The following is a 12,318-nucleotide window of genomic DNA, read 5'->3' as shown; positions in this document are numbered from 1 at the left end:
CGCGAACCTCCTTGTCGGGCCTGGCTTTCCAGGCCTCTGCGGCTACCCGCTTCATGCTACTTAGTTGATTGACTCTGTCAACCTATTCGTCGTACGGAACCGTCCGGAAACTTCCACGGAGGGCCTGCTGCGTCTTGGTCGACGCGTACCTGGACGGCGCCGCAGGAGGGGGTCGACGGAGACGCCGGGGCCGGCGGACAGCGACATGGAGCACGCCGAGGCACCCTCCGGCGGCGACCCGGAACTGCGCGTCACGCTGCCGGCGGGGCCGGCCGCCCTGCCGCGCCGCCGCGGCCCGAGTTCGCCGTGCCGGTGGACAACCCGCGCGCCGACCGGGCGGCCGACGTGCTCGTCGAACTCCTCGCGGGGCAGGGGCGGGTGGGGCGCGCGTCGATGCTCGGCACCGGCAAGGACGACGTCTTCGCCCGGGTCGGTCGGGTGGGACTCCGCCCGCAAACCGGCCCTAGTTGGCCGTCGGCATCACGAGGGCACCCGCCATGCGCTCGGCTGCCTGGATCCCCGTCTTCCCGGGGCACGTCCGCTGATGCCGCCGCCGTGCCGACAGGACATGGCCGCCGTGGTCTTCGACGGCGTGCGACGCGTGGCCTCCTCCGGCCTGGTGCAGGTCGACGTGCAGGTCGACGTGCAGGTCACCGACACGGTGACCGGGGGGCCTGCGCGGCTACTTCGTCAACGCCTGCTTGATGAGGGTGCGGCCGAAGTCCCACATGAGGCCGGTGCCCTTGTGCGCGTCGTCCATGACATCCACGAAGGCCGCGGTGAAGTTGTCGACGTCGTGCTGCCCGATCACGTACGGCGGCAGCAGCTTGATGACGTCCATGTGGTCGCCGGCCACCTGCGTGAGCATGCGGTGCCGCTGGAACAGCGGGACGACGACCATCTGCGCGAACAGCCCGGTGCGCGCCGCCTTCAGGGTCGACCAACCGGCGCGCAGCTTCAGGGACTTCGGCTTGCCGAACTCCAGGCCGACGATCAGCCCGCGCCCGCGGACGTCGGCGAACAGCTCGTACTTCTCCTGCAGCGGGCGCAGCGCGGACTGGAAGGCGTCGCCCATGCGCAGGCAGTTGCCGGTCAGGTCCTCGTCCTCGATGACCGCGAGGGTCGCGAGGCCGGCCGCCATGGCCTGGTTGTTGCCGCCGAAGGTGCAGTCGTGGACCAGGACGCGGTCCATGGTCGAGTAGACCTTCTTGAAGATCCAGTCCTTGGTCAGCGTGGCGCCGATCGGGACGTACCCGCCGGACAGCGCCTTGGCCACCGTGACGATGTCCGGCTCGACGCCGGGCTCCCACTCGTACGCCCAGAACTTGCCGGTGCGGCCCATGCCGACCTGCACCTCGTCGGCGATCAGCAGCGCGCCGTGCTGCCGCAGCAGCTTCTGGGCGGCCGCCAGGTACCCGGGCGGCGGGATCAGCACGCCCTTGCCCTGGATCGGCTCGACGATGAACGCCGCGACGTCGCCGCGCTTCAGCTCGCGCTCCAGCGCGTCGAGGTCGCCGAGCGGCACCGCGGAGTCCGGCAGCAGCGGCTCGAAGCCCTTGCGGAACTCCTTGGCCCCGTTGACCGACAGCGAGCCGGTGGTCAAACCGTGGAACGCGTGGTCGACGTACACGATGCGCTTGCGCCCGGTGGCGAAGCGCGCGAACTTCAGCGCCGCCTCGACCGCCTCGGTGCCGCTGTTGCAGAAGTACACCCGGTCCAGGTGCGGCGTCGTGCGCAGCAGGCGGTCGGCGAGCGCGGCGGCCAGCGGCGGCGTCGCGAAGTGCACGATGTCCGGCAGGTCGAGGGCGATGACGTCCTGCATCGCCTTGCGGACCACGGGGTGGTGCCGGCCGACGCCGTACGTGCCGAAGCCGGACAGGAAGTCGAGGTACTCGCCCCCCGTCTCGTCGTAGAGGTACGGGCCCTCGGCGCGCACGTAGTTGCGGTGGAAGCCGATGGTCTGGAGCACGCGCGGCAGCTGCGGATTGAGGTGCTTGGCGGTCAGCTCGAAGCCGCGCCCCTCGTACTCCGCCAGCGTCTCACCGAGATCGAACGTCATCCGCCACCGTCCTGTTCATCCGCCGTGCCGCGTCCCACGCCCAAGTCTGCCCCCTCGCGTGCCCCGGCCGTCGGGAACGGGCCGGAATCCGGGCCCGCGACCGCGTCGAGCCAATCGGAGAGTGTGCGCGCGGCGGCTTTCAGTGACCGGTACGCGGTCAGGCCGTTGCGCACGATGCCCGGCCGCAGCAGTTCGTGCTTCGGCGAGTCGCTGACCACGCGCACCACGGCCCAGGGCCGCTCCGGGCCGGGCCGCGTCCACCACTCGGTGAGCAGGAAGAAGGACTCCATGTCGGCCGCGACGACCCCGGCCTCGGCGAGCGGGCCGCGTTCGGCCGGGCGGACCAGCTTGCGCACGGTCGCGACCGGTCCGGCGTACACCGGGACGGGCAGCGGGCGCAGGGCCTTCACGAGGGAGTCGGCCCAGGGGCACGGCCGCACCTCGCCGTCGGGGCCGCGCACTTCGGTGGCCACCACGATGTCGCCGGGCCGCAGCCCCTCCATGCCCGCGCCCATGCCCGCCACGGCCACCGCGGGGGCGCCGGTCAGGGTCTCGGCACAGGCGAGCGACTTGGCCTCGCCCATGCCGGAGCGCAGCACGGTCCCGGCGCCGCCGCGCACCAGGGCGCGGCGCTCGATGCGCAGGGGGGCGACGAGAAGGGGCCGCGCGGGGCCGTCCTCGACGGCCTGCGCCGCCTCTTCGGCGGCCTGGGCCGCGGGCGCACCGCCGGTGTGTCCGCGGCCTCCGTCGGCGTTCCGTGCCACGGCTCAGCCCGCCGCCTTCACGTACCGTCCGAGCGCCATGATGGGGAACACGATCCGGTACATGTGGTACTTGATGTAGAAGTCGCCGGGGAAGCCGGTGCCGGTGAACTGCGGTTCGTCCCAGCCGCCTTCCTCGTTCTGATGCTCCGTCAGCCAGCGGATTCCGCGTTCGACCGCGGCACCGCTCTCGCCGGCCGCGAGGAGCGCCAGCAGCGCCCACGCGGTCTGCGACGCGGTGGAGTCGCCCTTGCCGGACCACGCGGGGTCGACGTACGAGCGCAGGTCTTCGCCCCAGCCGCCGTCCGGGTTCTGGATCCCGTTGAGCCAGCGGACCGCGCGGCGGATCGCGCTGTGCCGCGGGTCGACGCCCGCGAGCACGAGGGCCGGGACGGTGGCGCCGGTGCCGTAGATGTAGTTCGCGCCCCAGCGGCCGAACCACGAGCCGTCCGCCTCCTGGTTGCGCAGCAGCCAGCGCACGCCCTCGACGACCTGGTCGCGGTACTCCGGGCCGGACTCCGCGAACATCTCGACGATGTGCGCGGTGACGTCCGCCGACGGCGGGTCGGTGACCGCGCCGAAGTCACAGAACGGCAGCTTGAGCGGCAGCCCGGCGGTGTTGTCCGCGTCGAACGCGCCCCACGCGCCGTCCTTGCTGCGCATTCCGGCGGTCCACACCTCGGCGCGGCCCAGCACCTCGCGCATGCGCTCGGTGTCGGGGTGGGCGGTGTACCGCAGAGCCATCACGACCTCGGCGGTGTCGTCCGTGTCCGGGTAGTAGTCGTTGGCGAACTCGAAGGCCCATCCGCCCGGTTCGAGACCGGGACGGCGGACCGCCCAGTCGCCGTACTCGCGGATCTCCTCGTCCAGCAGCCAGCCCGCGGCCTTGACGACCTGCGGGTGGTCCGCGGCGAGCCCGGCGTCGCGCAGCGCGACGAGCGAGAGGCCGGTGTCCCACACCGGGGACTGGCAGGCCTCGAAGCGCCGCACCGTGCCCTCGTCGGTGTCCTCCCAGATGGTGAACCCGTCGAGGCCCTTGATGCCCTGCGCCACGACCGGGTGGTTGAGCGGCATGCCGGTCAGGTGCAGCGCGATGAGCGAGTACACCCACGGCGGCTGGATACCGCCCCAGCCGCCGTCCGCCTCCTGGCGCTCGATGATCCACTGCTTGGCGCGGCGGATCGCGTGCCGGCGCACCGGCATCACCGGGCGCTTGGAGTAGACGTGCAGGACCCGGTCGAGGGCGCGGAAGAACCGCGACCACGGGTCGTCGGCCACCGGCTTGGCGGCCACCGGCCCGGTCGGCTCCAGTTCGTCGAGGCCGAACGGCGCGGGCCGGACCGGGCGCAGCGAGCTCACGATGGTGAGCGGGACGATCGTCTGCCGCGCCCAGCACGCGAAGTCGTAGACGTTGAGCGGGAACCACTTGGGCAGGTAGATCAACTCCGGCGGCATCACCGGGAGTTCGTCCCAGGACCACCAGCCGAAGAAGGCCAGCCAGAAGCGCGTGAAGACCCGGCTGTGCGCGATGCCGCCCTGCTCGCGGATGTACGCGGCGGCGCGCCGCATGTGGTCGGCGTCGACGGAGTCCCCGGCGAGCTTGAGGGCGACGTACGCCTCGATCGTCGTGGACAGCTCCGCGGGACCGCCCCGGAAGGACGCCCATGTGCCGTCCTCCCGCTGGTTCGCACGGATCCACCGGGCCGACTGCTCGGTCTGCTCGGCGGTGCGGATGCCGAGGAACTCCCGGAACAGGAGGTCCTCGGCGTCCATCGTGACGTTGGTCTCCAGCTCGCCCTTCCACCAGCCCGTCTCGTCCTGCAGCGAGAGCAGGTGGGCCACGGCGCGGTCGAGCGTGTCCTTCGCCCGCTCCGGCGCGTCGGTGGAACCGGTCTGGACCGTCACCGTCATCTTCACAACTCCCGAGTCGTAGTGAATGCCGCCAGGGCCGCCAGGTCGGTACGCGTCACCTCCGGGATGCCGAGTCCGTCGAGGCTGCCGAGCGCGAGCTCCAGGTGTCGCTGCGCCTCCACCTCGGTTCGGACGCGGCCTCCCGCCTCCTCCACGAGCCTTGCGGCCAAAGCCAACTGATCCTCCGTCAGGTCACCGGGGGTGGTGTAGAGGTCGGCCAGCCGGTCCGCCGCGGCGCCCCCGGAGGTGAGCGCGGCGACGACCGGGACGGACTTCTTGCGCTGGCGCAGGTCGTTCCAGGCGGGCTTGCCGGTCACCTCGGGGCGGCCCCAGATGCCGAGCAGGTCGTCGACGGCCTGGAAGGCGATGCCGAGGTGGTGGCCGAACGCGTACAGCCGGTCCACGGTCTCCTGCTCGGCGCCGGCGAGCGCGGCACCGATGGCGCTCGCGCAGGCGAGCAGCGCACCGGTCTTGTTGCCGGCCATCGACAGGCACTCCTCGACCGTGACGTCCATACGCGTCTCGAACGAGAGGTCCTGGGACTGTCCGTCGATCAGTGCGGCGGTCGCGTCGGTGAGCAGCTTGGCGGCGCGGTCGCCCTGGCCGGACGACTCCATCAGCACCTGCTCGGCGAGCACGAGCAGCCCGTCGCCGGCCAGGACCGCGAGGCCGGGGCCGAAGGCCTTCCAGGCGGTGGGCCGGTGCCGCCGCTCCTCGTCGCCGTCCATGAGGTCGTCGTGCAGGAGCGAGAAGTTGTGGACGAGTTCGACGGCGACCGCACCGGGGACACCGGCCCGGGTGGGCGCCCCGACGGCCTCGGCGGACAGCAGCGCGAGCGCGGGGCGCAGCGCCTTGCCGCCGTTGCCCGGGACCGGGCGGCCCTCGGTGTCGGCCCATCCCATGTGGTAGGCGGAGACCCGGGCGAGCGGCGGTTCGAGGCGGGCGACGGCGGTGCGGAGCGCGGGCTGCGTGGCCTCGCGGGCGCGGTCAAGTACAACGGGGGCGAGTGAGCTGTCGGCTACGGTCACGGTGTCGTCGTCCTCTCCGGGAAGGCACCAGATGGAGTCGTCGGCAGTACACGCCCGGGATCCAAGTCCAGGCTGGGCAGGGTGACGTGGGCCGCGGCCAGGCCGCTTCGGACAGCCGACTCCATGGTCGCGGGCCACCCGGTGGCGGTCCACGAGCCGGCGAGTGCGAGTCCAGGCAGGGCGGTGCGCGCGTACGGTCGCAGTCGGGCCGAGCCGGGTGCGGCTCGGAAGGTCGCGGTGCGCTCCTTGGTCACGACGAACTCCTCGACACGCGCCGAACGCGTGGCGGGAATCAGCCTTTCGAGCGCGGGCAGGAACCGGTCCCGGAGTTGATGCTGCGTCAGATCGATCTCGTCCTCGGCGGCGGACAACGACACCGCGAGGTACCGGCCGCGTTCGAGTCCGAGGTTGTCGCTGCGGTCGAAGACCCACTGCAAGGGACTGCCGAGGCCGGCCGCGAAGTCCTCGGTGAAGACCGGCCGGTCGTAGACCACATGCAGGTTGACGATCGGCGAACTCCCCAGTCCGGCAAGGACGGTGGGGTCGGCCGGCCGGTCGTCGAGGAGCAGGGCGCCGGCGGGGAGCAGCCGCGCGGCGTCCTCGTGCGGTACGGCGATGACGACGCCGTCGGCGTGCAGGGTGCCGCCGTCGGAGTCGACGGTGAAGCCGCCGCCGGGCAGCGGCTCGACGGCCGCGACCCGGGAGCGGAGGCGTACGTCCACCTTCGCGTCCTCGAGCGCGCGCTGTGCGGCGTCGCCGTGCAGCTTCTGGAGCGGCACCTTGCTCCAGCCGATGTCGGCGCCGTCGTTGGTGTCGAGCAGCCCGGTGCGGAAGACCTTGGTGGCGACGGCGAGCGAGGCGTGCTCGGCCGTCAGGTTGATGGTGGCGACGCCGACCAGGTCCCACATCGCGGCGCGTTCGCGGGCCGTGACGCCGAACCGGTCGAGCCAGCTGCCGAAGGTGACCTCGTCGAGGCGCGGGTCCTCGGGGTCGAGGCGCTTGAGCGCGAGCGCCGCGACCCCGACCCGGGCCCGGCCCGCGAGGGTCAGGAACGGGTAGCGGGACAGTGCGGCGGACAGGTGCAGGGGCGAGGGCAGCGCGCTGCGGCGCAGCCGCCCGGTCGTGCCCCAGGGAGTGAGGACGGGTACGTCGAGCCGGTCCTGCAGGACCGTGTCGCCCGTCGATCCGATGCGGTCGAGGAACCACCGGTACTCGGTGCAGCAGCGCAGGAACACGTGCTGCCCGTTGTCGAGCCACCGTCCGCCACGGCGGAAGGAGAACGTCGCACCGCCGAGGCGCGGACGCCCCTCCAGCAACGTCACGGACGCGCCCGCATCAGCCGCGGTGAGTGCGGCGGTGATGCCGGCGAGTCCTCCCCCCACCACGATCAGACGACGTGTCATGAGCCCTCACGTACCCAGAAGATCACTTGGCCTACTCCCCCTTGAAGTGTTTTTCGCCGGAACGTGTTCCCCGCATGAGGAATTTTTCCGTGGACCGCGTCACACGCGCGACGTTCTGCGGTACGGCCGTGAACGCCGAGCGTTCGCCGACCGGCAGTCCGGACAGCCCGCGCACCGCGATCTCGGCCTTCTCCCAGCCGGGGAGCGACTGGCGGCCGGTGAGCACGACCGACGGTTCGGCGACGATGCGGGTCAGCAGGCGGCGGTAGATTCCGGCCATCGCACCGGCGGAGGCGGCGCTGCGCCGGTCGAGCAGCGGCAGCAGGCGCAGGCCCTCGTCGAACAGGCGCCGGGCCCGCTCGCCCTCGAAGCGCACCAGGTCGTCGAACGCCGCCCCGGGCACGAAGGCGCCTTCCGGCTCCCAGGCGTCCTCCAGGCCGAACTTCGCGAGGTCCTCGCGCGGCAGGTAGACCCGCCCGTTGTCCTTGTCCTCCTTGATGTCCCGGAGGATGTTGGTCACTTGGAGCGCGATGCCGAGCGTGTCGGCCAGCTCCGGCGCGCGCTCGGGGTCCGTCGAGCCGAAGATGCCGAGCGACAGGCGTCCGACCGCGCCCGCCACGCAGCGGCAGTACACGGTCAGTTGCTCGAAGGTCTGGTACTGCGTCTCCTTGAGGTCCATCTCGACGCCGTCGATGAGCTCGTCGAGCGCGGACAGCGGGATGGGGTAGCGGTGCGCGGCGTCCGCGAGCGCGGTGCAGACCGGGTCGCGGTAGGCGGCAAGATCCTCCAGCTGCGCGCGCATCCGGCCCAGCTCGGCGACCTTGGTCTCCAGCGGCAGGTCGCCGTCGCCGATGTCGTCGACCTCGCGGGCGAAGGCGTACACCGCGCTGAGCGCGAGGCGCTTCGGTTCGGGCAGCAACCGGATGCCGTAGTAGAAGTTCCGCGCCTGATTGCGGGTCAGCCGCTCGCAGTACGCGTACGACGCGTCGACGTCCATGTGGCTCCTCACCGTTTCCGGGCCAGCACGCGGACGAGTTCCCGCAGCAGGCCGGCCTTTCCCGGCCGGGGACGATGCCCCAGCACGTCGTGGTCCACGGCGGCGATCGCCGCGAGTGCGGCGCGTCCGCCGGCGGCGAATCCCGCGACCGCCAGCCGCTCCCGTCCGCGCAGCGAATCGATCAAGGGCGCACCGGCGCGGAGCAGGTTAGCCGCGCGCCCCGCCTCGAACGCAACCAGTTTTCGCAGGTGGGGGCCCGCGGACCCGGCCGTCAGGTCGGCTTCGGCGACCCCGAACCGGGCCATGTCCTCCGTCGGCAGGTAGATGCGGTCCTTGCCGAGGTCCTCGGCGACGTCCTGGAGGTGCTCGACGATCTGCAGTGCGGTGCAGATCTGGTCGGACCAGACGAACCGCTGCTCGTCGGCCCGGCCGAACACGTACAGGACTATGCGCCCGACGGGGTCGGCGGACAGCTTGCAGTAGTCGACCAGGTCGCCGTACGTCTCGTAGCGGCGCACCCGCTGGTCCTGCCGGTTCGCGTCGATCAGCGCGACGAGCGGGTCCGCCGGCATGCGCGTCTCGGCGACCGTGGCACGCAGCGGGCGCAGCACTTCGAGGTGCGGCGCGTCGCCGTCGTAGATCCGGCGCACGTCCTTCTCGACCTCGTCGAGCTGGGCGAGCCGGTCGCCGGTCGCCTCGTCGCCGATGTCGTCGACGAGCCGGGCGAAGCCGTACACCGCGAGCAGGTGGCGCCGGTGCTCGGGACGCAGCACGCGCGAGGCGACCGGGAAGTTCTCGTCCTTGGCCTGGGCCATGACCACCGCGGGGTCGACGACCGCGCGGTCCGGTAGTTCCCCGGTCCGGTCCCCGGTGCCGACTCCCGCAGCGTCGCCTCCGGTGTCATCGGGACCTGCCTGACCGCCGGAATTGCGCTCCATCTCTCTCCCTGGACTGCTGGGAACCGTTGTCCCGGGAGCAGCGGATCGCGCCCCGGCTTCGATTCCAACACGACAGTTGGCCAGGAACTCGGCTTGTCCCGGTCGGTCTGACGGTTCAGCTTGCCTGATCACCGATGTGCCGATCAAGCACCGGGATGACGCGTGTCAGCCCGCATCCGCGACTTTCCCGCGACGAAACCCCGCCGTTATCCATGGCCACGGAACCCGCTATCCTCGGGCGCGGGCGCCTGTCACCCCCTTGGCTGTCAGGACGCCGGATCAAGGGGCGCGGTTTCATCGGGAGCCCCGATTTTCCGAGGGTTGTCCGGCGTTCGGACCAACCGGAGGTTGCGATTCCGCTAATTCCGCCGGGCGATCAATTGGCGAAATAGGAATCGTTTTGTTGACGTAACGGGCGAGTGTGGTTCTCGACACAAAGTCGGCGACTACTCGGGGCAAGTCGGGCAGCCGTGCCGACGGCACGCCGACAACCGCACCGACCGGGTCCCACCGGCTCCGGACCGATCCACCGGGCAAAGCGGGACCTTAGCCCCTGAACACCGCTGCGGGGCGCGGCCATCCTGGAACACATGACCACGACACCCGCACCCCGGCTCGAAGAGCTGACGGCCGCCGAGGCGCTCCGTCTGATGGCCGGCGTGCCGGTGGGCCGTGTCGTCTTCACCGAGGGCGCGCTGCCCGCGATCCGCCCGGTGCACTTCTTCGTCGAAGGCGGCCGCGACGCCGGTCCGGCCGCCGGCCCCGAGGCCCCCGCGGACGCAGCGGACGGGGCGGACCAGACGGACCAGGCTGACCCCGCGACCTCGGCAACCCTCGCAGCCACGGCGATCGTCTTCCGCGTCATCGGGGACCGCAACCTCGCCTCGGCGCTGCACAGGTCCGTCGTCGCCTTCCAGGCCGACGAGTGCGACATGGAGCGGCGGAGCGGCTGGTCGGTCACCGCGACCGGGAACGCGGTACGCGTCGACGACGCCGCCGAGATCGACCGGCTCTCGCGCCGGCTGCCCATCCCTTGGGCGGAGCAGGGCATCGTCTTCCGCATCGAGCCGGAGCTCGTGACGGGACGCCGCCTCAACCGCTGACCGGCCGGCCGTCGCCCCGCTCGGCCGTCGGCCGCCGACCACGTCAGCGGGCGACCTCGGCCTCCTCGGCGTGGTGGCACGCCACCTCGGCACCGGCCAGCAGCCGCGGCACCGGCACCTCCGTCCGACACTCCTGCGTCGCCAGCGGGCAGCGCGGGTGGTACGCGCATCCCGGCGGCGGCGCCACCGCCGACGGCACCTCCCCCAGCGCCCCGGACACCGCGTCGTCCGACCGCGCCGGCCCGGTCCGACCCCGATCGGGCTCCGGCACACTGGCCAGCAGCATGCGCGCGTACGGGTGCGCCGGCGTGTGCAGCACATGCGACGCCGCGCCGATCTCGGCGATCCGCCCCAGGTACATCACCGCGGCCCGGTCCGCGAGGCGCCGGGCGATGTCGATCTCGTGTGTGATGACGACGATCGCCAGGCCCAGTTCGTCGCGCAGCCGCAGCAGCAGGTTCACCACCGTCGCCTTGACGCTCGCGTCGAGGCTCGCGGTCGGCTCGTCCAGCACCAGGACGCGCGGCCCGACCAGCAGCGCGCGGGCCAGCACCATGCGCGCGAGCTCGCCGCCGCTCAGGTCGCGCGGCATGCGGTCCAGGTGCTCGTCGGACAGGCCCACCCGGCGCACCGTCTCCAGCGCCAGGCGCTCGCGTTCCGTCTTGTCCGCGGCCAGCCCGTGCACCCGCAGCGGCTGGTGCAGCGCGTGCCGGATGCCCCGGCGCCGGTTGAACGCGGCGCGCGGATTCTGCGTCACGAGCTGCACGAGCCGCTGGTCCTTGCCGTCCCGGTGCGCGGGCAGTTCGCGGCCGTCCAACTCGACCGTCCCGGCCGTCGGTTCGCTGAGTCCCGCGAGCATGCGCGCCACGGTCGACTTGCCGCAGCCGGACTCCCCGACGATCGCGAGGATCTCCCCCGCCGCGACGTCGAACGAGACGTCCTCGACGGCGTGCACCCGGTCACCGGGGCCGCGCTTGCCGAGCGTGCGCGGCAGAGTGAAGTGGCGACGGAGGTGACGAGCCGTCAGGAGTGGTTCGCGGTCGGTCACTTGGCACCACCGTCGGAGGGCCGGTGGCAGGAGGCCGAGGCGTCGCCGTACCGGACCGGCTCCGGCATCTCGGTGCGGCAGATGTCGGTGGCCTTGGGGCAGCGGGGCGCGAACGGGCACCCGGGCAGCAGGTTCGCCCCCTCCGCGGTACCGGGGATCGGGCGCAGCGGCTCGTCGGCCGGCGTGGTGGACGGCATCGCCGCGACCAGCGCCCGGGTATAGGGGTGCCGGGGGTTGGCAAAGATCTCGTGGACCGGCGCCGTCTCGACGAGGCGGCCGCCGTACATGACACCGACGCGGTCGCAGATCTGGGCGACGACGGCGAGGTCGTGCGAGACGTACAACACGGCCAGGCCCAGGTTCTCACGCAGGGTCAGCAGGAGCTTGAGGACCTGCGCCTGGACCGTGGCGTCGAGCGTCGTGGTCGGCTCGTCGGCGAGCAGCAGGGCCGGCTCGTGCGACAACGCCGCGATGGCGATGACGAGGCGCTGGAGTTGCCCGCCGGAGAACGCGCCGGGCAGGTCGCGCGGGCGGTCGAGGACCGCGCCGAGGCCGATCGCCGCCAGCGTGCCGCGCAGCTCGGGGTCGTCCATCCGGTCGCCGAGGTACCAGCGGAGCTGGCGGCCGACGGGCGTGGTCGGCGAGAGGGAGGTCATCGGCTGCTGCGGGACCAGCGCTATGCGGTGGCCGCGTACGCGCCGCAGATCCCGCTCGCGCAGCCGGGCGAGGTCGCGGCCCTCGAAGTCGATGCCGTCGGCCTCCAGGCGCGTGCCGTCCGGCAGCAGGCCCATGACCGCGGTGCACACGCTGCTCTTGCCGCTGCCGGACTCCCCCACCAGGCCGAAGACCTCCCCCGGCCGTACCTCGAACGACGCCCCGCGTACCGCGGTGACCGGTCCCCGTGCGGAGGGGTACGTCACGGACAGCCCGCGCACGCGCAGCAGCGCCGCCGGGTCCGCCCCGCCCGCGGCGGGGTCCGGGGCGGCTGCGGCGGCCGTGCCGGGCTTGGTGCCCGATCCGAGAGTCGTGGCCATGGAGTGTCCGTCCGTTTGCGGGTGGGCGGAGGTTTT

The 12,318-nt window shown here is 72.3% G+C and carries 10 protein-coding genes; 1 reads left to right on the top strand and 9 read right to left on the bottom strand.

Annotated features, from left to right (window positions below; all coding sequences use genetic code 11):
- Positions 1-682: 682 nt before the first annotated feature.
- From AB0C36_RS18560 to hpnC, 7 genes are read right to left on the bottom strand one after another with little or no spacing between them, the layout of a single operon-like run.
- Positions 683-2,059, bottom strand: coding sequence for an aspartate aminotransferase family protein (locus AB0C36_RS18560; RefSeq protein WP_358355324.1), 1,377 nt, complete (start codon positions 2,057-2,059; stop codon positions 683-685).
- On the bottom strand, positions 2,056-2,823 hold the full coding sequence (locus AB0C36_RS18555; protein WP_358355322.1) for a nucleoside phosphorylase-I family protein: 768 nt from the start codon (positions 2,821-2,823) through the stop codon (positions 2,056-2,058). The genes AB0C36_RS18560 and AB0C36_RS18555 overlap by 4 nt, the downstream gene beginning before the upstream one ends.
- A 3-nt stretch (positions 2,824-2,826) precedes the next feature.
- On the bottom strand, positions 2,827-4,731 hold the full coding sequence (gene shc, locus AB0C36_RS18550) for a squalene--hopene cyclase (RefSeq protein ID WP_358355320.1): 1,905 nt from the start codon (positions 4,729-4,731) through the stop codon (positions 2,827-2,829).
- A gap of 2 nt (positions 4,732-4,733) precedes the next feature.
- Positions 4,734-5,759 (bottom strand): polyprenyl synthetase family protein, encoded by a 1,026-nt coding sequence (locus AB0C36_RS18545; protein WP_358355318.1) that lies wholly within the window; start codon positions 5,757-5,759, stop codon positions 4,734-4,736.
- Positions 5,756-7,162, bottom strand: coding sequence for a hydroxysqualene dehydroxylase HpnE (gene hpnE / locus AB0C36_RS18540; protein ID WP_358355316.1), 1,407 nt, complete (start codon positions 7,160-7,162; stop codon positions 5,756-5,758). The genes AB0C36_RS18545 and hpnE overlap by 4 nt, the downstream gene beginning before the upstream one ends.
- Positions 7,163-7,193: 31 nt before the next feature.
- Complete coding sequence (gene hpnD, locus AB0C36_RS18535; protein WP_358355314.1) at positions 7,194-8,159, bottom strand: presqualene diphosphate synthase HpnD; 966 nt, start codon at positions 8,157-8,159, stop codon at positions 7,194-7,196.
- Between the two features lie 8 nt (positions 8,160-8,167).
- Positions 8,168-8,974: a squalene synthase HpnC gene (gene hpnC / locus AB0C36_RS18530; RefSeq protein ID WP_358355362.1), complete on the bottom strand. Its 807-nt coding sequence runs from the start codon at positions 8,972-8,974 to the stop codon at positions 8,168-8,170.
- A gap of 713 nt (positions 8,975-9,687) precedes the next feature.
- Here hpnC and AB0C36_RS18525 point away from each other — a divergent pair.
- A complete protein-coding gene (locus tag AB0C36_RS18525; protein WP_358355312.1) occupies positions 9,688-10,200 on the top strand; it encodes a pyridoxamine 5'-phosphate oxidase family protein in 513 nt (170 codons plus the stop codon).
- Between the two features lie 43 nt (positions 10,201-10,243).
- Here the strand turns inward: AB0C36_RS18525 and AB0C36_RS18520 are convergent, their stop codons facing one another.
- Positions 10,244-11,248 carry an oligopeptide/dipeptide ABC transporter ATP-binding protein gene (locus AB0C36_RS18520; protein WP_358355310.1) on the bottom strand — a complete coding sequence of 335 codons (1,005 nt, stop codon included), beginning with the start codon at positions 11,246-11,248 and terminating at the stop codon, positions 10,244-10,246.
- Complete coding sequence (locus AB0C36_RS18515) at positions 11,245-12,282, bottom strand: ABC transporter ATP-binding protein (RefSeq protein ID WP_358355308.1); 1,038 nt, start codon at positions 12,280-12,282, stop codon at positions 11,245-11,247. The genes AB0C36_RS18520 and AB0C36_RS18515 overlap by 4 nt, the downstream gene beginning before the upstream one ends.
- Between the last annotated feature and the right edge of the window lie 36 nt (positions 12,283-12,318).

Origin of the sequence: Streptodolium elevatio (assembly GCF_040649515.1) — a bacterium.
Classification (GTDB): Bacteria; Actinomycetota; Actinomycetes; order Streptomycetales; family Streptomycetaceae; genus Yinghuangia; species Yinghuangia elevatio.
This window is presented reverse-complemented; position numbering and strand designations above follow the sequence as displayed.

Excerpts from the sequence above, each read along its gene's own strand:
- AB0C36_RS18560 (WP_358355324.1), bottom strand. The coding sequence starts at position 2,059 with ATGACGTTCGATCTCGGTGAGACGCTGGCGGAGTACGAGGGGCGCGGC.
- shc (WP_358355320.1), bottom strand. The coding sequence starts at position 4,731 with ATGACGGTGACGGTCCAGACCGGTTCCACCGACGCGCCGGAGCGGGCG.
- hpnE (WP_358355316.1), bottom strand. The coding sequence starts at position 7,162 with ATGACACGTCGTCTGATCGTGGTGGGGGGAGGACTCGCCGGCATCACC.
- hpnD (WP_358355314.1), bottom strand. The coding sequence starts at position 8,159 with ATGGACGTCGACGCGTCGTACGCGTACTGCGAGCGGCTGACCCGCAAT.
- hpnC (WP_358355362.1), bottom strand. The coding sequence starts at position 8,974 with ATGGCCCAGGCCAAGGACGAGAACTTCCCGGTCGCCTCGCGCGTGCTG.
- AB0C36_RS18525 (WP_358355312.1), top strand. The coding sequence starts at position 9,688 with ATGACCACGACACCCGCACCCCGGCTCGAAGAGCTGACGGCCGCCGAG.
- AB0C36_RS18515 (WP_358355308.1), bottom strand. The coding sequence starts at position 12,282 with ATGGCCACGACTCTCGGATCGGGCACCAAGCCCGGCACGGCCGCCGCA.